Below are 20,387 nucleotides of genomic sequence, written 5' to 3'. Positions count from 1 at the left end.
ATGTAAGCTATAAAAATGCCAGCAATTTATTGCTGGCATTTTTATTTGTTAAATTAAAAGTAAATTAGCGGGCTAATTTTTTATCCAAATAGGCACACGACTTAGTTAATGCCTTTTGGCACAGTGATAAGTAATGTCGTGCTTTAGGATAGTAAGGCGAAAAACATAATAAACCCGCCATAAAAAATATGAGTGATGGACCAGGTACAATAGCAAAAAATAATCCTAGCAAAATAAATAACACACCAATGATCTGTAATAGTAATTTTTTCATATAACACGCCTCGCTAATGGTTAACTTGAGTATAATTTAAGCTGGATTAAAATCGACTAAAAGAGTGTTACAAACTGTAAAATCTTCAATTTCTATTCGCCATCACCATGATATAATTAGCCAAATGCCCTAAAATATCGCCGTCATGATAGCAACAATTACACAGCAAGATGCCGCGACAGAACTTGTCGCTAATTACCTAAGTACCATTAAAAATAAAGGTTTTACCGGAGATACCGATGCAAGTTATGCAACGCGTATTACTGCTTCAACCGATAACAGTGTGTATCAGCAAATACCGCAAGGTGTTATTTTTCCAAAAAGTGAAAAAGATATTCAGCTCGCATTGCAAACAGCATCTCGCGACCCGTTTTTATCATTAACTTTTGGTCCTCGTGGCGGTGGAACAGGCACTAACGGACAATCGTTAACACCTGGTATTGTTGTAGATTTGTCTCGCTATATGCGCGAAATCCTCGAAATAAATGTAGAAGAAGGCTGGGTACGCGTTCAAACCGGCGTAATAAAAGATCAACTTAATGACTTCTTAAAACCTTATGGCTTTTTCTTCTCACCCGATTTATCTACCAGTAACAGGGCAACTATTGGTGGCATGATAAGTACTGACGCATCGGGGCAAGGCTCGTTAGTTTACGGTAAAACGAGCGATCATGTTTTAGGGCTAACAACTTATTTAGTCGATGGCACACCTATGTGTACCTCCCCAATAGACATCGACAAAGCACAAATTATAGCTAATCAAGACTCACTAATTGGTAGTTTATATAAAACAGTTTTAGATATATCAGTTAATGAACGCGCTGCTATTTTAGCTAAGTTTCCACGGTTAAATCGTTTTTTAACCGGCTACGACCTAGAGCATGTACTAAGTGATGACTTACTTACTTTTGACATGAGCCGACTAATAACGGGTTCAGAAGGCTCATTAGGTATAGTAACTGAAGCAAAATTAAACCTAACGCCTATTGCCGAATTTAAAACGCTTATTAATATTAAGTATGATAGTTTTGACTCAGCACTTCGTCATTCACCATTTTTAGTCGATGCACGTGCAACATCGGTAGAAACCGTTGATAGCAAAGTTTTAAACTTAGCGCGCGAAGATATCATTTGGAATTTAGTATCGGACTTAATAACCGACGTACCAAATAAAGATATGCAAGGCCTTAACATGGTCGAGTTTAATGCAGTATCAAACGATGATATAAAAGACAAAGTAGACACGCTTTGTAAGCTTCTAGACGAATGCGTAATAAATCAAACTAATGGCGTTATTGGTTATCAGTTAACCAGTGATAAAAACGATATACTAAAAATTTACGCAATGCGTAAAAAGTCAGTGGGTTTATTAGGTAATGTAAAAGGCAGCCAAAAACCGCTCGCCTTTGCAGAAGATACCGCTGTACCGCCTGAAAATTTAGCAGATTATATTGTCGAATTTAGAGCATTACTCGACAGTCATAATTTACAGTATGGTATGTTTGGCCATGTTGATGCGGGGGTTTTACATGTACGCCCAGCACTTGATATGTGCGACCCAGAACAAGAAAAACTACTGCGAACTATTTCAGATCAGGTAGTAAAACTAACCGCTAAGTACGGCGGTTTAATGTGGGGCGAACACGGTAAAGGTTACCGTAGTGAATATAGCCCTGAGTTTTTTGGTGAGCATTTATATACGCAACTTCGAAAAATAAAAACAGCTTTCGATCCTAACAATCGCATTAACCCTGGTAAAATATGCACTCCTATTAATAGTGAAGACTCACTAGTTAGTGTAGATGGACAAAAGAGATCGCACTTCGATAAGCAAATATCAATAGAAGTTAAAACCAGTTTTAACAATGCAATGACCTGTAATGGTAATGGCATATGCTTTAATTACGATGAAAATTCACCTATGTGTCCATCGTATAAAGTAACTGGCGATCGCCGTAATTCACCAAAAGGACGCGCAAGTTTAATGCGTGAATGGCTTCGTCTGCAAGAGTCAAAAAATGTAGATTTACTCGAAGTAGAAAAGCAACTTAACAAAGGTGAAGTCATTACCTGGTGGGAACGTTTTGTTCATAGCCGCGAAAAACGAAAAGGTATTTACGACTTTTCTCACGAAGTAAAAGCGTCAATGGATGAATGTTTAGCGTGTAAGGCATGTACAACTGCATGCCCAATTAAAGTAGATGTACCCACTTTTCGTTCGCGCTTTTTAAATTATTATCATAGTTATTATGCACGCCCGCTAAAAGATTACCTTGTTGGTAACATAGAAAATAGCGCGCCATTAATGGCAAAGTTCGCTAAAGTTATAAATCCAATTGTTAAAACATCATTAGTTAGTAATGTTATTAAAAAAACGGTTGGCTATGTTGATACACCACAGTTAAGTATTCCTGCACTTTCAAAGCGTGTTACTAAAATACAAAAATTCGATTTTGACTTATTAAATAAATTAAATGCAGAGCAACAAAGTGAATATGTATTAATAGTACAAGACCCATTTACGAGCTTTTACGAAGCCGAATTAGTAGAAAGTTTTATTACTTTAATAACCCAACTTGGCAAAAAACCAATGCTATTACCTTTTAAACCAAATGGTAAACCGCAACACGTAAAAGGTTTTTTGCATGAATTTAAAGTTACAGCTAAAAATGCAGCCGAGTTTTTAAATAAATTAAATGATATTAATGCACCGTTAGTCGGTTTAGATGCGTCACTCGTTATGTGTTATCGCGATGAATATAATACAATTTTAGAAAATAACCGTGGCGAATTTAATGTGCAGCTTGCTCATGAATGGCTAGAAACACAATCGTTTAAATCACTAAGCGCAAAGCAAAATACAGATACCGAATTTACATTACTGAGTCATTGTACTGAAACAACTGCGCTGCCAAAAGCCGCAAATGTATGGCAAACAATTTTTAATGATATTGGTTTAACATTAAAAACAACAAATACAGGTTGTTGTGGAATGGCGGGAACTTATGGCCACGAAGCTCAAAATCAAGATAACTCACGTGCGCTTTACGAAATGAGCTGGAAACCAATTGTAGATAAAAACAAACCAGAGCAACTTTTATCTACCGGCTTTTCGTGTCGTAGCCAAGTTAAACGTTTTGAAAAGTTTAAACCAAAACACCCAATTGAATTACTAGCTCAAGCTCTAAAATAACTTTATAAAATAAGAGTACTTAAATAGATTTATTAAATTAGTTCTTAAGCAAAAAAGGCGTAACAATTAACTTCATCAATAATGAAAGTAATCGTTATGCCTTTTTTAAATCTATTATTTTAATTATCTAATTTAAATAACTGTTTTAAAAACTACTTTTTAGCAAAGCTATCTGCAATAGGTTTAGTGCTAATGCCGTGTATAAATACACTAAATAAAATAGTCGTCATTGCTATAGTCGCAATTTGATATTTGTTTTCTATTTGAGTATCTATAACCATCAATGTAAAAACAATTGATGCTAAACCTCTTGGTCCAAACCACGCAAATGTAAAACGCTCTTTAATATTCAATGCCGTAAACTGTAGTGACAACATAACTGGAATTATTCTAATTAATGTTGTACTTAACAAAGCGTAAATTATAATTTCAGCATTTAATTTAGGAATGACTAAGTAAGCGCAAACAAACCCGAACAAGCACCAAATCATTAGCGATGTAAAATCTGCTATGTGTTCTGAGTCTTCAATTAATTCTGTTCTTACTTCATCTGTTGAGAATTTATCAAACAATAAGCCTGCAATAAATACCGCAATAAACCCACTGCCATGAAAATACTGAGTAACAGAAAACACAGCCATAGCAAAACCGAGTAATAAAAACGGACTCGTATTTTGTGCAAAGTAATGGCGCTTCATAGCAAAATTTAAACACGGTATAAAAATAGCGATACTTGTAATTGCTATTAATAAAGCCAAACCAAGCTCTCGGCTAAATACGCTTAGTGTTTGCGTCGCAGTAATAGCTGAATCAGGATTTTTAGCGAGTAATATAAATATTAAAAATACAGGTACACACAAACCATCGTTCAAACCACTTTCTGTATTTATTCCTTCACGAATTTTTTCGGGCACTTGTGTACTTGCTAATAGCCCTTTGCTTAATGCGGCATCGGTAGGTGTTAAAATAATAGCGAGCAATGCTGCTTGAATAAGTGAAAGCTCAGCAAATAAAAATAAAGCAACGGCAATGCCTAGCAATAAAGTTAAGGGCAGGGCAATAAACAATAATAAACTAGGATACTGAAAACTATGCCTTAAAACACTTAACTTTGACTTAGCTGCATCTGAAAATAAAAATATACTCAGCGTGAGTTCTATAAAAGGTAGTAAGAGATCGACACCTTCTTTTATTTTACGCTCTTCGTTGGGTAGTAACATAGCTAAACATATTCCGCCGACAACAAAAAACATCGGACCTGTTACTTCTGTTTTCTCTAACTGGCGAAGTGTTAAAGAATAAATTAAAAATAGTCCGCCTATAAATGCTATTACTAAGTACTCCATTAAATTTTCCTTTTAAGTCCTGATTTTGCTCGCTCTTTAATATTTGTTTGAATATAAATTTGATCGGTAGTCGCAATTTTAGAATGGCCTAAATCTTCTGATAAATGTTTAAGCGGTCTAGTTTGCGCATCATGTGTGGCACCAGTATGACGAAGCCAATGTGCAGTGGCAGCACCGAGTTGTTCAGCATCATCTTTAAAACCATCATCAAGTAATGACTGCTGCGCATAATCAAAACTTTGTTGTACTAAACGCCTAATTTGCCTTACGGTCATTCCACCCTGGCCACGAATTTTATGCACCAGCGGATCTGACTCATCAACACGGGGAAGGGCAGACAAACCTCTATATAATCTATAGCGTTTTAAATATTCAACAAAATCATCACTTAAGGTTACATCTCGTAATTTATTACCTTTGCCCATAATGCGTAAAAACCAGAAACCATCGTTATCCTGCCAAAAATGAGACATTACCGGCGACCACTGCGGGCGCTCAGATAATTCTGAAATTCGCAAATAAAGACCTTTTAAGCAGGCAAGCGTAAATAAGTTTCGCTCTAAATCAGGGTTATGTTCGCATAAATCACGTGTTACACCAAAAACGTATTCCCATTGTATATCGCTTAATGTGTCTGGAATTTGAATTTGAGATTGAACAACTAAATACGGGCTATTTTTTTTAACAACAGGAACAAAGTTCGCGAATGTTTTTTCTTCTAGTAAAGCAAACTTATAGAAAACATTTAATGCAGTAAACATAGACGATAGAGTTTGTTGGCTAGCAATAGATTCTTTAAGCATAAAAGGGCGCCAATTTTGGTTTAATCGACGAATACCTTGCTCATCTTTATAACGCCATTGCACTGAAGTGGCAGCCCAGGCTTTATCGGGTTCGACCATAAAATCAACGTAGGCTTCAATATCTTCACGCTTTAAATCGAATACTGATTTTTTTGCTATTAACCACGACCATAAATAAAAGCGTTCGAGTTCATTTCGAAAACGACTATAAGTGGCTTCTGATTTTCGGCCATAAACATACAAAAACTGATATAAGAATATCAGATCGGCCTTTGATTCAGTTACAGTCAAGCCAACTTCCTGTATAAAGGATGCAAGTTCTGGGTACTCTGAATTTAGAGTACCGTCATCTAGATGGGCAATTTGATATCTTAATTGTTTTAATGTATCAACCAAAGCAACAAGCATAATGTATTAATATTCAATTAAATAATAGACTTACAGAATAACGTTAAAGTCCGATACTGTCTAGTATTGGACATAGTAAAGCTCTAATTATTTTAACACTGTAATTATTCTATGGTTGTTGGTTGCTATATCTTATTAAGGAAAAGTTATGAAAAAACTAATTATACTAAGCGTACTTGCTTTAACTGTTACGTTAACTGGTTGTGCGACTACGGGTAGTGCATCACCAAGCGAAAAACGTTCACTTGTACAAAGTATGAAAGCAAACACGTTAGATAAATTATACGCTGAAAAACCTGATGTTAAAAAACAAATTGCTAATTCTGCTGGTTTCGCCGTTTTTGATAACGCTAACGTAAATGTTGTTTTAGCTAGTTTTGGTGGTGGTTACGGCGTAGTTAAAAATAACCTTACGGGTAAATCGACTTACATGAATATGGGCGAAGCCGGTTTAGGGCTTGGCTTAGGTGTAAAAGATTTTAATGTTGTAATGGTTTTTCATAATCAAGCTGCATTAAATAGATTTATTGAACATGGTTGGGCATTTGGCGGAAACGCTGATGCAGCAGCAAAATATGAAGATAAAGGCGGTGCACTGGTTGCTGAAGCAATTGCAGATCAAGTTACTGTATATTCTGTAACCGAAAATGGCCTTGCACTACAAGCTGTATTAAAAGGAACTAAGTTTTGGGTAGATTCAGAGCTTAATTAACCATCAAATTACTCTCCTAAAAGCGAGCTGGTTTGTATAATCATGCTCGCTTTATTAAAATCAATTCAATTTAACATAACGTAATTTATGGGATATTGCATGTAGGCTGTATGAAGTACCCTACCTATTGTTAAATTCTTTCAAATGTTTCTCTTTTACAAGTAAATCACCTTTAAAAAGTCTTTCATTCTAATTATAGATAGCTTCGATTTCCTGTTGTAGAGTATTTTTATTTCAACTTATCATGTTTACAGTGATAAGTTTGCTCTAAGAATATTTCAACTATCCTTATTTAGTATTAAGACATTGGTTCTTTTACGTTCTTTTTTTAGTTACTCAATTTATATCAATTTTACTAATGGATAATTTGGGGTAAATCTCTACCTTATTATTTTTTTTATTTATCATGAAAACATAATTAGAGTTAACTCTCATGAACTTAATGTTTTTTGTAGATATTTTCTTATCTTTAAATGAAACTTTATAATTTGATTTATAGCCTACTGATTTATAATCTTCTATTTTATCATCTATCATTACGTTTATATTCACATAATAGAAAAGAAACGTCATAGTAAACATATATATTGTTAGTGGGTTTTCAAAATATCTCCACTGGATTATATTCAAAATTAAAATACCAGCTATTGAAACATTTAAATAAAATATAATATTTGACGGATTTCCTCCGTTTAAAATTGATATAACATTGATCACATTTGATAAAATCAAAATGATTGATGTAATGAATATTTTTACATTATTACTCTTTTCATTTTTTAGACCAAGCTTTTCACTTTCTATATTTTTGTATATATTTTCACCTACTCGAAAAGCGATTAAAACGAACATAATTAACGTATAAGAAAGAGGTAATAAAATCAGGTTAATACTTGTTGATATGTAATCCTGCACAGTGAAAAAATCATCACTGTTTACTCCAAGCGACTTTAAAACTTGGTAGTTAAAGTAGTATCCACTTATTATAAAAAGAGTTGAGAATGTACTTATTAATAAAGTTATATGAGTTGAATTTATCTTAATTGGTGCAATTAATGCAAACTTTTCATTGATTACTTTCTCTCTAAAATCATTTTTTATTTTTTCTTGTAATTTAATTTTCTCTTTCTTTATTAACTTTATCTTTTTATTAAAATCTACTTTTTCAAGTTTTTTTACTTCTGGTTTATGTTTTAACGCCCTATTGTAAAAGCCTTCTTCTTTATCAATTATAGATGCCAATTTATAAGCTTTTAATATTTTTGCTTGTGAATATGAGTAGGATATAGCTAAATAATAATCTACTATTAAATCATTTATTGAGGTGTCATTTTCTAGTATAGAAATTGCTTTATTTAATTTTTCTGTTTTATCAGTTTCAGTTTCGTCCAGTATTTTGCACACTGAGTCAATTGCAATATGTAAATTATCAATATAAGTATCTTCACTGAAATAAGTATTTAAAGAGATATGCAATTTTTGAATTATCACCTCTTTAATTATTTGTGATTTTTTAATATTACTTCTTATTATTAAAGGCTCTAACCTTATAAAAGCGCTAATTAATTGCGTTATCAATTTGCTTTAACTCCTTGTTAATTTTCCCTATTCTACATAGCTTTTACCGAACTAGCCTATATTTTTATGCACGCTGTAGTTTTCATTTCGGCCCGCCAATCACGTCTGAAAATATTGTAAAAAGTTCAGGCTTTAAGCCTTGTTCGTTTATTATCTTTTGCAGCCGTTTCACCAGCGTGTATTTCTATCATTTGATCTCTTAATCTACTTATCGTTCAAACTGCATAAGTTTCCGGGTTGAACATTTTAAAAATGAGTTAATGCCAAATGCCTTTTTCTGCTTTACCCTGAACATTAACCTTGTTTACATTAAATTTGGGCTCTACGTTTTGTGCTCTTTGTTTATTATAATCCGTAGTCACAGCGAGCATTATTGGCGTTAAGATGATGATAGTAATAACATTAACAACCGCCATTAACCCTAACGCAATATCGGCAAAATCCCACACTTTTTTAACTTGGCCAATAGGCCCCATATCATCATTGATATGTATAAAATCGTATAGATACCGCGCCCGAGTTTGTTATCGAATTTAAACAAATACAAGTTACTCTCTGCATAAGCATAATTTGCCACTTTATTGTTGAAATTAATAAAACATCAACTAATTATTTTCTAGTTTGTTAGGTTTCTATCAAATGCTTCGGCTAATTTCTCAGTTTCACTAAAAACAGTATTCCAATATTTAATGCGTGTATCTGCATCAAGATCGGTAAAGTCATTTCTATCTGGGATTTTTCCGTAAGGTAAACTTGCTACAAATTCTTTTGATGGGCTGATCATTACTACGTTGTCGTAATTAAGTGGTGATACTTTACGTTTTAAATTTTTATCGAACCACCCTGCTTTTGGCTCGCTATTAAAATGCGGATATAAAATTAAGCCTGGGTTATTAATTTTTAAATCAAAGTGGTAGTCAATTATTCCGCCATCGCGATATATACCTTGCGGCGAGCCTGCAATATTCTTTATGCCCTGCATAACAAGTGGTATTGAACCCGATGCAAGTAACGCGTCTTTTAAATTATTTTGAGTAAACGCTATGTTTTGCGTTTTAAAATTGTAGGTATCGGTAATTGATAAGTCACTTGTTGCTGGGCCAAATATAAAACGCTCATACTGCGAGCCTAATAATTTTCGGTTAACGCGGTTTAGCATATAACTTTTTGATAAACCCAGTAGTTGTATTAATTTATTTTCGCTGGCAATAAAGCCATTCGATTTTGCTACTATAAAGTGCGCTTTAAATATTGGGTTATTTATAATTTCGGTTACTCCGTTATCGCCAAAAACATCTTCAAGTAATGCGCGCGCTTTTATTGTTATTTCACTTGGTGTTGGTTTATTACTTGAGTACCTAGTTTGCGAATACGATTTTGCTAAGCGCTCAATGGCAGCAACGGGATCGTTTTGTGCAAAACACGCAGAGCGAAAAGCCCCGGCAGATGAGCCAATTAAATTAAGTGGTTGAGTACGGTTTTTAAAAAACTCACCAAAAATATATTTATCTAACCCAAATAATGTAAACCATTTAGGGCCGCCACTTGCACCTAAAAAAGAGGTGAAAAGTTCAGGTTTAAAGCCCTGTTCGTTAATAATTTTAGCCGCTGTTTTCCCTGCGTGTATCTCGATCATCTAAAAAATTGTGCCTTTTATTTTGGTTGTTATAGTTTTTTACAACACTGAAAGTGAATATTTATGCAAAATAAAAAGCGACTTTATGTTGCCATAAAACCGCTTTTTATAGTTAAGTGTGCTTGAGTTAGTCCCAAATGCCGTCTTCGCATTTGCCCTGTACCTTTACATCTTTTACTTTAAATTCGGGCTCTAAACCTTTGTCTCTTTGTGCGTGGTAATCGCTCGTAACAGACAAAATAGTCGGCGTTAACAGTATAATAGCGATAACGTTAACCACTGTCATTAACCCTAAGGCAATATCGGCTAAATCCCAGACTTCTTTTAAAGTGGCCGACGCGCCCCACAACATCATTGATAAATAAAGCAAAGTGTAAATACCGCGCCCTACTTTGTTGTCGAGCTTAAATAAGTGCAAGTTGCTCTCTGCATAGGCGTAGTTTGCCACTACCGATGTAAAAGCAAATAAGGTAATAGCGGCTGCTACAAAGTAAACACCACCTTGTGCTAAGTGAGCAGTCATGGCGCTTTGTGTTAAACGAATGCCTTCCATTTCGCCGCTTATGTCTATATCGGCTAATAAAATGATCACCGCGGTACAGCTACACAGTACTATTGTATCGAAAAATACGCCTAGCATTTGTATGTAACCTTGCGTTACTGGGTGATTAGGAATTGGGCTGGCACTTGCTGAAGCATGCGGCACACTACCTGCACCGGCCTCATTAGAATATAAACCACGTTGTATACCATTTTTAATGGCTGCGCCCATCGCCCCTGCCCCGGCTTCTTGTAAACCAAACGCCGATAAAAATATATCTTTAAGCATGGCAGGTACTTGCGTGAAATTTATAATAGTAATAATTACGGCAGCAAGTACAAACACAATGCCCATTATTGGCACAACACGCTCTGCAAACCGGGCAATTGCTTTAAAGCCACCGAGTATAATTGAGCCGGCTAGCACGGTAATAACCAGGCCTGAATAAAATGTAGGAACTTCAAACGCGTAATTAAGTGCGTCGGTAATTGTGTTAGTTTGCATTGCACTAAACGTAAAGCCATAGCCTAAAAACAAACACGCGGCAAACACAATTGCGAATGCTCGACTACCCAAACCTTGTTGAATATAATACGCAGGGCCGCCTCTAAACTCGCCGCCACTATCTCGCACTTTATATACTTGCCCAAGTACGCTTTCAGCAAAGCCTGTAGCCATACCCAATATGGCTATTACCCACATCCAAAATATTGCACCGCTGCCGCCAAGTGAAATTGCCACAGCCACACCGGCTAAATTGCCAGTGCCTACTCGTGCGCAAAGCCCTGTACACAATGCTTGGAATGATGAAATGTCGTCTTTTTTACATTTGCTACTGCCTTTTAAAAGGCTAAACATATGTTTAAATTTAAGTATTTGAATTGCTTTTAGTCGTACTGAAAACCATATCCCTGTAAACAAGAGTATATAAATAAGTACCTGACCTTCTCCCCACAAAAGGTTGTTTACGCTTTTGACGACGGTATCGAACATTGCTAATTCCTTCTTATATTTTTATATTAGTATCCTGTTGCGGATATAACGGCTTTTGCTTACGACATCGACTAAAATTTTGTACTAATAAGGCAGCCATACTTTTTGCTGCCTTAAAACTATACATTATTTGTTTTGCAAATGAACTCCTGCAATCATGCATCTAACTGATCCACCAGCCGACTCAATGGTAGGAATCGGTAACGGTACAAGCTTAGCCGTTTTTTGTATGGCTGCTATTTGTGCTGTTGTGAGCGCATTAAATGCTGTTTGCGATAACGCTAAAATACGGCCATTGTCACCTTGTAACTCTATGGCGTTACCACAAAATTGATTAATTTGATCGAGTGATAAATCAATTACTTCGTGGTGGCTTTGTAAAAAATGAGTAACTAGCGCTTTACGCTCCTCACTTGGCACCATGTTTAAGCCAACCATTACAAACTCAGTTGCAACGCACATTAATACATTAGTGTGATATACCGCTGTACCTTTTTCATCATATGCATTAAATATAACGGGTTTTAATGCGAGCAAATTACAAACTGTATTAACAACCGATTGAGTTGTTCTTTTAGATTTTGCTGCATAAGCCAGTTTATATTGATGATCGAGAACCAGTGAGCCTGTGCCTTCTAGGAATGAATTTTCTTTCGCTAAATGCGCATAATCAGTCACAACCGTCACTTTATAGTGATCCGTTAAAAAATCAATAATATCTTTTCGATATTCTAACCTTCTGTTTTCTACAAACATTGGGTAGATTATTAATTCCCCACTTTGATGAGTAGAAAACCAATTATTTGGAAACACAGAGTCGGGAGTCTGTGTTTGCTCATCTTCAAAAAGGTGAACTTTTACCCCTTCATTTTTTAATAATTTTACTGCATTTGTGACTTCGCTATATGCTTGTTCACTTTGATTTGGTGCTAAGCATTCACTTTGAAATGCATTGTCGAGCATTGTTTGTGGGTTAGACGTAAAGTGATGCGGACGTACCATAACAACCGCACTCGGAGCTTGATTTATGTGGCTCATGCTACGTGCTCTTGTGCTGATGTTTGCTCTGTATTAAGTACCGAAAACAAGTTGCGCGGATCGGCTTGCTGTGTAATTAAATCGAGCAATGTAAATTCACCGCTTTTAATAAGTTGATCGCGTATAAATACAAGCGCTGTAAAGTCTTCGCTCGCAAAGCCTACACCATCAAAAATAGTTAATTCGTCTTGGCTAGTACGGCCAAGTGATTGCTTATTAACGACTTTATGAAACTCAGTTACAACGAAGCTTTCACTCATTTGTTGTATTTCGCCCTCTATTCGAGTTTGTGGCTCGTACTCTACAAATACATTAGCGCGCTCGAGTAATTTAGCATCTAACTCTGTTTTACCTGGGCAATCGCCACCTATGGCATTAATGTGCACACCTTGTGGGATCATGTCGTTTGTTAAAATTGTAGCATTGGTTTTATCGGCGGTGCAGGTTGTAATAACGTGCGCACCTTGCACAGCTTCCTGTGCGCTATTACAAATAGTTACGTTTAACCCATAAGCACTTAAATTAGTAAATGCTTTTTTAGACGCGTTTGCATCTATATCGTATAAACGAATATGGGTTATGCCCAATACAGCTTTAAATGCCAGTGCCTGAAACTCAGACTGTGCCCCATTACCAATTAATGTAAGTGTTGTTGAGTTTTTTGGTGCTAAATACTTAGCCACCAGCGCCGATGTAGCCGCTGTACGTAGCGCTGTTAGTAGGCACATTTCGCTGATCATTACCGGATAACCACTATCTACATCGGCTAAAATACCAAATGCAGCGACTGTTTGAAGTTCTCGAAAGGTGTTTTTTGGGTGACCGTTTACATATTTACAGCTGAACATCTGGCCATCACTCACAGGCATTAGCTCTATTACACCCTCTGGTGAGTGTGCTGCATAACGAGGTGATTTATCAAACTCTTTCCAACGAGCAAAGTCGGTTTCTAATTTATGTGTTAGCTCTAACAAAACGTTTTCGATACCTAAGCTATTTATAAGCTTAGCCATTGCCTGAACGCTAACGAACGGAACGCCTTGTTTTGGCTGTGCTATAAAATGACTCATATTGAAACCTCTTAAATAAATGTATTAGTTAATTTAAAACAAGTTTAGCGAGGCCGCATGCTATTTAATATGGCAATTAGTTATACAAATTTTATTAATTTTTATCACTTAGCTATGCAGGTATATACAAATTGTGTATTTTAGTAGGCTATGCTCTAAAAGGTTTAATTTATGACTCCTTATATTTACGATTCCCTTGATAACGCTTTAATTGCTGAATTACGAAAAGACGGTCGCGCCTCTATCTCTGCTTTAGCAAGTTCTTTAAATGTGTCACGCGGGACAGTGCAAAATAGATTAGATCGATTAGTGAGTTCAGGCGCTATTTTGGGGTTTACTATAAGAGTGCATGAACACATAGAAACCGAAGCCGTTCGTGCAATTATGATGGTGGAAGTGATTGGTAAATCAACTTCTCAAGTTATTAAAACTATGCGTGGTATACCCGAACTTACAAAATTGCACACTACCAATGGTGCTTGGGATTTGGTAGCAGAGATACAGGCCGCGAATTTAAGTGAGTTTGATGGAGTACTTAGGCAAGTAAGAGAAATAGACGGTATTTTAAATAGTGAAACGAGCATATTACTCTCATCAACTTAGGTTTATTTTTAGGTTTAAAATGACATCCATTTATATTATTTAAGTGTTCACAATAATTTTAGCTAATTTAAAAATTTAGAATGACACCCATTTATAGTTTTAAAGAATTGAAGCGCCAGAATCTAGGGGTTAATAAACATACAAATTTAGGTGGGTGTCATTTAAATGAAGAATAGTACTGCAATTTTAAGTTGCAGTACTATTTGCAATCTAGGTATAAGAATTTGGTTTAATTGTAACTATATTCGCTTTGCGTATAGTTATGCGTGTTGCTGATCTCGAATTGGCTTTGCTGTGCTAAATAAGATCGACCTGCAGCCAAGCCTAATTTATGATCAAAGCGTAAATCGTTATCAGAACTACCTAATAATTTGCTATGCAGTTTTTCGTTTGCAAAAATTTGGATTATTTCTACATCATCTGGTGGATTTGCAATAAACTCAAGCTCATCTAAATAAGCCTTCTCGTGCTGTATTAAGTAGTCTAATGTTTTTGGACAATAACCCGATGCTATAGCAAATGTTCTTAGCTTTTGTACCCATGCAGATTGCGCTTGAAAGTTAGCGTCAACCGTTCTTATTACCACAATTTTACGTGCACCTCGGTTGTAAGCTTCACGTACAGGCAATGGTGCTGCTAAGCCGCCATCGAGATAAAAATCAGCTTGTGTTTTCTCTTCGACCAAGTGAGCTTCGTTCGCTGCTTTTGCATCTAACCAAGGTGTCAATTTTACGCCTTGTTTGTACAAAAATGGCAGTGCGCTTGACGCCTTTAAAAGATCACGCCATTGATTATCTTCACCTGTTGGTGATAAATAATACGGCTTTCTGTCTCGTGCATTTGTTGCTGTAATAAGCAGTTCACGCTCACCTAAACTGGTTTTTGCCGTTTTAAAATCTATGGCTCTTTTTACTTCAGTCGTTTTGTCAAAGTACCAATCTAGGTCAACTATGTGCTTACCCATTAACCCACGACCAAGCTGAAAAAAACGCTTGTTACGCGAAAGCCCTCTAATTAGGCGTTTAGCATAGCCTTTTTGACGAGCTAAGTAGCTAGTTAGGTTTTGCGAACCTGCAGAAGTGCCAATAAATAAATCAAATGGGTCGTAGCTTTGCTCTAACCACGCATCCAGTACACCGGCTGTAAATATCCCTCGCTGTCCGCCACCTTCAGCAATCAGTGCAACTTTTGGCTGCGCTGTTTGATTAACTGAATTAGCTGTTGCGGTGTTTAGAGAGCTCACGGTGTACCTACCTTTAATTTAATGACGTTTGGTTTAATACCTACATTATAAAAAATAAAAGTAATATCTTAAAATGGATTATTTAAATCAGTTCGATTGAAAAAACAGAACGCTATGCAAAGCAAAAATAGATATTGAAAATAGAAATCAATTTTACTTTGAATATTTAAATAACAAATACAGACATCACTTAAAGTTAATAAAATGAGTTAAAAAAGTTTAACTTTTGATGATGTCTGTATGTTAACAAGCCCAGTGTGTACGCTTGCTTAACTAACTCGCTAATTGGCTAGTTAGTGCTTTATTTCCATTAAAATTTCGAGTGCACGGTGGCGTTTTTCACTATCAAATACATCATTGGTAAATATAAACTCATCAACTTCTAGCTGTTTCGCTATCATCTCTAACTTGTGTTTAATACTTACATGCCCGCCTACTACGCTTAGACTTAAAAAGTTCTCTACATGAGCGCGTTCTTGTTCACTCCACAACCCGTCCATGCTTTCAACAGGTGGTTTTAGCCACAGCTCGTTACCGCGTATGAGTTCGAGCACACGTTGCTTAGAAGTAGTCGACAGGTATTGCGCTTCATCGTCGGTGTCTGCTGCCACTAAAGGTAGTGCAAGCATTACGTAAGGCTTATCAAGTACACTTGATGCTTTAAATTCGCGCTTATACAGCGCTATTGCATCGTGCACAAAGCGCGGTGCAAAATGCCCTGCAAATACATACGGTAGTCCTTTTTGCGCCGCTAGCTGCGCGCTAAATAAACTCGAGCCTAATAACCAAATAGGAACGTTTGTGTTTTCACCCGGTATAGCACGTATAGGATGCGTACCGTTGTAAGGACCTAACAATGTTTGCAGCTCAGTTACTTCACCCGGGAAGTTTTCTGCGCGGCTCATATCGTTATTTAGCGCACGACTCGTTACTTGGTCGCTGCCTGGCGCTCGCCCTAGCCCTAAATCTATTCGCCCAGGATATAAGCTCTCTAATGTACCAAATTGTTCAGCAACAACTAATGGGGAGTGGTTTGGTAACATTATTCCGCCTGAGCCTACACGTATCTTTTTAGTATTACCTGCAATGTGGCCAACCAAAATTGAAGTAGCTGCACAAATAATACCTGGCATATTATGATGCTCAGCAAGCCAAAAGCGATTAAAGCCAAGTTCATCTGCTCGCTGTGCGTATTTAGTACTTTTATGAAGAGTGTTAGTAACGCTGTCCCCTTTGATCATGGGGGCAAGTTCTAATAACGAAAAAGGAATGGAATTTAACAAAATAGCAGCTCCTAAAAATGCATGCTAATAATGGGTTTCATCATTAGCATAAAACACTTAAATGGGTCTGCTATTAGGTCAATTCAAGTTACGCAGAGGTATTAGAGCAAAATAGGTATATGTTATTTTGCTCTAAGGTATTCAGGCAAGCTGTGCATCACGTTGACGCTGCTTTTTATAGCCTTCTGAGTCTACGCCTTTTTTCCAATAACCAGAGGAAATAATATTACCGCGCGGTATATTAAGTTGCTCTGTTAACAATGCTTTTGCTTTGCGAACAAGCCCAGCTTCCAATGCCATAAATATAATGGGCGGCTCTGATGTAATGTGCAAACTTTTGAGTGCGCTTAGCATTGCTGTATCGGCACTATCGGTAATTACCCAGTTTATATCGCGATTTGTTTCTAAATCAATAATATCTTGCTCAGTGGGCGCATGTACAAAAGCATCAATTTTTGAAGTTAAAGGTAATTGCTGCGCATACCCTTTTATTGCATTTACCGATGTTAAATCACCTAGTAATACATAATGCGAATGCTCATAATTATCTAGCTTTTTAGGGCCAGGGCCTGCAATACCTAGCTCGTCGCCTACTTTTGCAATTTTAGCCCAGTCAGTTGCAGGGCCTTGGTGCATATTTATAACAAAATCAATCGTTAGCGCGCCTGTTTGTGCATCTACATGCCTTATTGTATATGACCGTATACAGGCTGTTTTTAAGTTAAAATCTACTTCACCATTTTTTGGGACCAGTACTTTTACATAGTTACCAACATACTCTGAGGTTAAGTCTTTAAAATCATCAGAGCCTACTACAATACGTTGTAGGTGGGGTGTGATTTGCTCTGTACTTAATACGCTGGCTTTACGAACTTGTTTACTCATGTATTACCTCGTTTTACATTAATAATTGACTGCTATAAAAAGCAGGCATTGCACAACGCCCCATTGGTTGATAAAATCAACTATAGCAAACTGATTGACTTTGTCAACCATATTGAGAATCTTATGAATACGCCCTTATCAAATACGTTGTTTGAATTAATGCAAAATTACCGCGTAACAATTCGCGAAGCAATTAACGCAGGCGAACTTGGTATTAATGCTATGCACGTACGCTGCATACATATTATCGCAAACGTAAATAACTGTACGGCTAACGATATTGTTACTAAAACGCAGCGCGACAAAGCGCAAATAGCGAGGCTAATTAAAGATCTTATTGCCTTAAACCTTATTGATAAGCAGGCAAGTGAGCACGATAAGCGCTGTTTTATTTTGTCGCTTACAGAACAAGGTAAAGTTCTTTTTGATAAGTTATTAGCCTCAGAGCAAAAAATAAATAATCAAATGTGTAAAAACTTAAACCCTCAACAAATCAAAGACTTTTTAGATACCGCGCAACAAATGATCAAAAACATGAATTGATCAGCCATACATTTCTTGGCATAACTTACATAAAACGCATATACTGTACACTTATACAGTATATGCGTTTTAGGTTGTGTTATGTTTGTTATTCCCATTTATATAGAAGCAGGCGTGTGTGGTTTTGAATCCCCCGCAGCGCAGTACACCGAGCTAGGTGTAACCCTTGATGAGCTTTTAATAAAGCATCCAGATGCTACATTTATTGGTATTGCATCGGGTAACTCTATGCAAGAAGTCGGAATTTTTGAAGGTGACTTATTAGTTATCGACCGTGCAGAGCCTGCAGAAAATGGTGACGTTATTGTTGCTAACTTAAATGGTCTTTTTGTATGCAAACTACTTGATAAAACCAATGGACGGCTGCTTTCTGCTTCTTCTTTACATAAGCCTGTACAACTAACCTCTGCAGACGAGTTTCAGCTCGAAGGCGTAGTAACGCTATCAATAAGAATGCACAGGCAAAGCCCAGAGTTACTAAAATGTATGCCTTAGTTGATGCTGTGTCATTTTATGCCAGTGCCGAAAAAGTATTCGACCCTGCTATTCGCTCCAAACCTGTGGTTGTACTTACCAATAACGATGGCTGTGTATGCGCTATTTGCCCTATTGCTCGGCGCTTAAATATTCCTAAATTTGGCCCGTACTTTAAAGTTAAGCATTTACTTGAGCAGAACAACGTTGTTATTCGCTCTAGCAATTACGAGCTTTATGCTGATTTAAGCGACAAAATGATGAATACCATTGGCCGCTTTTGCGATACACAATACATATACAGTATTGATGAATCGTTTTTGCACTTTAATGGCTACACATCATTAATTAAAGACTGGCACGAATACGGCCATACAATAAGGCGAACAGTATGGCGCGAAACAAAGCTTCCTGTAGGTGTAGGTTTTGGCCCGACTCCTACTTTAGCAAAAGCCGCTAACCATGCAGCTAAAAAGCTCAGTGGTTTTAATGGTGTAGCTGTAATAAATAACGAGCAAAGTCGCCAAGCTATTTTACAAAGAATGAGCTGCGAAGATGTCTGGGGAATAGGTCGGCGGCTAGCTAAAAAGCTTAAAATAATGAATATACACACCGCCTGGGATCTTGCTCAGCAAAACCCTAGAGCAATGCGCCGTGCATTTAGTGTGGTGGTTGAACGTACAGTAAGCGAGCTTAACGGAATAACATGTTTAAACTGGGATGATGTACGACAAGACAAGCGGGAGATTTATTCGACCCGTAGTTTTGGAGAGCGCATATGCGAGCCAACAGCCCTTAAAACGGCGTTAATTAACCATGTAACTACAGTGGCTAATAAACTAAGAGCGCAACGCTCTCTCACTCACCAGCTTTATATTTTTGCAGCCAGTGGCGCGCACGAAAACAGATATTATAAAAAGTCGTTTGTGTATAAGTTCCCCTCACCCACTAACGACACCTGTGTAATGGCTAATGCTGTATCTGAGGTATTTAATGAGATTTATAAACCGGGGATCCGATTTTATAAGTGTGGTGTGGGTGCTGTAGAGCTAATATCAGAACAGTTTCAGCAAAGTGACTTGTTTAATAAAAGCCCTGATAATCCAAAGCTTATGCAATGCCTAGATACAATAAACAATCGATACGGGAAAGGGATGCTCAGCCTTGCAAGCAGTAAATTAAATGACCGATGGCACATGAACCGTGACTTTTTATCGCCGCAGTACACTACACGTTGGCGCGATATTCCTAAAATATACTGCGAGTGATTTACTACTTAGTAGATGCTTTATTTGCTCTCGTCTGCTTTTTTAAATGTGCACTCTACACTAGGTTCGCTTAACGTGTATTTTAGTGTGTTATCAGCTAAAAATTTGATACTTTGACTGATTGTTTTTTCGTTTGCAGGGTTTTCACAACGGCTCATTCTTAAACCGTTTTCAAGGCCATCACTTTTGTATTTAAGCGTACTGGTTATAAAACAAAAGTTTGGTTTTTTAATAGTGCGAGTACCATTGTGGAGCGATCCAAATACAATTTGCTCTCCCAGTTTAAAACCTGCACTTAAATCACTTTCGTCTGTTAAACTCAAATCGCTATTAACGCATAGCCCTGAATTGGTCGACACAACTTCGTATGCACCCAATTTTGACTTTAAAAACGGTATAAATCGTGTTTTATTGCTCGGCTCAGAAAAAGCATTTGCACTTGTAAAAGCGACAGTTAATAAAGCGAGTGTTAAATATTTCATTTCGTGGGTATATC

At 36.8% G+C, this 20,387-nt stretch carries 18 protein-coding genes and 2 pseudogenes; 6 read left to right on the top strand and 14 right to left on the bottom strand.

Annotated elements, in window-relative coordinates; genetic code table 11:
• Positions 1-64 precede the first annotated feature (64 nt).
• Entirely contained in the window at positions 65-274 is a 210-nt protein-coding gene (locus I6E80_RS07450; RefSeq protein ID WP_024597887.1) for a PGPGW domain-containing protein, read from the bottom strand.
• A 145-nt stretch (positions 275-419) separates the two neighbouring features.
• On the opposite strand from I6E80_RS07450, the gene I6E80_RS07445 reads away from it, so the two are divergent.
• Entirely contained in the window at positions 420-3,467 is a 3,048-nt protein-coding gene (locus tag I6E80_RS07445; RefSeq protein WP_197185226.1) for an FAD-binding and (Fe-S)-binding domain-containing protein, read from the top strand.
• A gap of 152 nt (positions 3,468-3,619) precedes the next feature.
• Here the strand turns inward: I6E80_RS07445 and I6E80_RS07440 are convergent, their stop codons facing one another.
• Together I6E80_RS07440 and I6E80_RS07435 are read right to left on the bottom strand one after the other, a co-directional pair.
• Positions 3,620-4,813 (bottom strand): sodium:proton antiporter, encoded by a 1,194-nt coding sequence (locus tag I6E80_RS07440; protein WP_197185225.1) that lies wholly within the window; start codon positions 4,811-4,813, stop codon positions 3,620-3,622.
• Positions 4,813-6,024 (bottom strand): tyrosine-type recombinase/integrase, encoded by a 1,212-nt coding sequence (locus tag I6E80_RS07435; protein ID WP_170071492.1) that lies wholly within the window; start codon positions 6,022-6,024, stop codon positions 4,813-4,815. Before I6E80_RS07435 ends, I6E80_RS07440 begins: the two co-directional genes overlap by 1 nt.
• A gap of 148 nt (positions 6,025-6,172) precedes the next feature.
• Here I6E80_RS07435 and I6E80_RS07430 point away from each other — a divergent pair, with 148 nt between their 5' ends.
• Positions 6,173-6,736: a YSC84-related protein gene (locus tag I6E80_RS07430; protein ID WP_197185224.1), complete on the top strand. Its 564-nt coding sequence runs from the start codon at positions 6,173-6,175 to the stop codon at positions 6,734-6,736.
• A gap of 336 nt (positions 6,737-7,072) precedes the next feature.
• Here I6E80_RS07430 and I6E80_RS07425 read toward each other — a convergent pair whose 3' ends face one another.
• The 7 genes and pseudogenes from I6E80_RS07425 to I6E80_RS07400 all read right to left on the bottom strand — a co-directional run bounded on the left by I6E80_RS07425 (position 7,073) and on the right by I6E80_RS07400 (position 13,592).
• Positions 7,073-8,314 (bottom strand): hypothetical protein, encoded by a 1,242-nt coding sequence (locus I6E80_RS07425; RefSeq protein WP_197185223.1) that lies wholly within the window; start codon positions 8,312-8,314, stop codon positions 7,073-7,075.
• Positions 8,315-8,399: 85 nt separating this feature from the next.
• A pseudogene (locus tag I6E80_RS20425) lies at positions 8,400-8,505 on the bottom strand (patatin-like phospholipase family protein); the annotation flags it as partial.
• 66 nt (positions 8,506-8,571) lie between these two features.
• Positions 8,572-8,903, bottom strand: a pseudogene (locus I6E80_RS07420) (alanine:cation symporter family protein); the annotation flags it as partial.
• A gap of 27 nt (positions 8,904-8,930) precedes the next feature.
• A complete protein-coding gene (locus I6E80_RS07415) occupies positions 8,931-9,950 on the bottom strand; it encodes a patatin-like phospholipase family protein (RefSeq protein WP_197185222.1) in 1,020 nt (339 codons plus the stop codon).
• A 127-nt stretch (positions 9,951-10,077) separates the two neighbouring features.
• A complete protein-coding gene (locus I6E80_RS07410) occupies positions 10,078-11,484 on the bottom strand; it encodes a sodium:alanine symporter family protein (protein ID WP_076924661.1) in 1,407 nt (468 codons plus the stop codon).
• Positions 11,485-11,610: 126 nt separating this feature from the next.
• Positions 11,611-12,522: a citrulline utilization hydrolase CtlX gene (gene ctlX / locus I6E80_RS07405; protein WP_197185221.1), complete on the bottom strand. Its 912-nt coding sequence runs from the start codon at positions 12,520-12,522 to the stop codon at positions 11,611-11,613.
• Positions 12,519-13,592: an ornithine cyclodeaminase gene (locus I6E80_RS07400; protein WP_024597587.1), complete on the bottom strand. Its 1,074-nt coding sequence runs from the start codon at positions 13,590-13,592 to the stop codon at positions 12,519-12,521. The genes ctlX and I6E80_RS07400 overlap by 4 nt, the downstream gene beginning before the upstream one ends.
• Positions 13,593-13,763: 171 nt before the next feature.
• Here I6E80_RS07400 and I6E80_RS07395 point away from each other — a divergent pair, with 171 nt between their 5' ends.
• Positions 13,764-14,195: an Lrp/AsnC family transcriptional regulator gene (locus tag I6E80_RS07395; protein ID WP_004334897.1), complete on the top strand. Its 432-nt coding sequence runs from the start codon at positions 13,764-13,766 to the stop codon at positions 14,193-14,195.
• Positions 14,196-14,424: 229 nt separating this feature from the next.
• On the opposite strand, the gene I6E80_RS07390 is transcribed toward I6E80_RS07395, so the two are convergent.
• The 3 genes from I6E80_RS07390 to I6E80_RS07380 form a co-directional block, all read right to left on the bottom strand.
• Entirely contained in the window at positions 14,425-15,438 is a 1,014-nt protein-coding gene (locus I6E80_RS07390) for a patatin family protein (protein ID WP_197185220.1), read from the bottom strand.
• A 293-nt stretch (positions 15,439-15,731) separates the two neighbouring features.
• A complete protein-coding gene (locus I6E80_RS07385; RefSeq protein ID WP_010552915.1) occupies positions 15,732-16,721 on the bottom strand; it encodes an LLM class flavin-dependent oxidoreductase in 990 nt (329 codons plus the stop codon).
• A 141-nt stretch (positions 16,722-16,862) separates the two neighbouring features.
• Positions 16,863-17,606 (bottom strand): siderophore-interacting protein, encoded by a 744-nt coding sequence (locus I6E80_RS07380; protein WP_197185219.1) that lies wholly within the window; start codon positions 17,604-17,606, stop codon positions 16,863-16,865.
• A 123-nt stretch (positions 17,607-17,729) separates the two neighbouring features.
• Here I6E80_RS07380 and I6E80_RS07375 point away from each other — a divergent pair, with 123 nt between their 5' ends.
• The 3 genes from I6E80_RS07375 (at position 17,730) to I6E80_RS07365 (ending at position 19,891) form a co-directional block, all read left to right on the top strand.
• The gene (locus tag I6E80_RS07375; protein WP_076924666.1) at positions 17,730-18,149 is read left to right on the top strand and encodes a MarR family winged helix-turn-helix transcriptional regulator; all 420 of its coding nucleotides are present in this window, start codon (positions 17,730-17,732) and stop codon (positions 18,147-18,149) included.
• Between the two features lie 81 nt (positions 18,150-18,230).
• Positions 18,231-18,644, top strand: a complete 414-nt coding sequence (locus I6E80_RS07370; protein WP_076924667.1) for a S24 family peptidase — start codon at positions 18,231-18,233, stop codon at positions 18,642-18,644.
• A complete protein-coding gene (locus I6E80_RS07365; protein ID WP_197185218.1) occupies positions 18,632-19,891 on the top strand; it encodes a Y-family DNA polymerase in 1,260 nt (419 codons plus the stop codon). Before I6E80_RS07370 ends, I6E80_RS07365 begins: the two co-directional genes overlap by 13 nt.
• Before the next feature lie 20 nt (positions 19,892-19,911).
• On the opposite strand, the gene I6E80_RS07360 is transcribed toward I6E80_RS07365, so the two are convergent.
• Entirely contained in the window at positions 19,912-20,373 is a 462-nt protein-coding gene (locus I6E80_RS07360) for a hypothetical protein (RefSeq protein ID WP_010552920.1), read from the bottom strand.
• Between the last annotated feature and the right edge of the window lie 14 nt (positions 20,374-20,387).

Source organism: Pseudoalteromonas sp. NSLLW218 (assembly GCF_015864775.1).
Classification (GTDB): domain Bacteria; phylum Pseudomonadota; class Gammaproteobacteria; order Enterobacterales; family Alteromonadaceae; genus Pseudoalteromonas.
The sequence above is the reverse complement of the archived record's forward strand: the minus strand, read 5'-3'. Positions and strand labels throughout refer to the sequence as shown.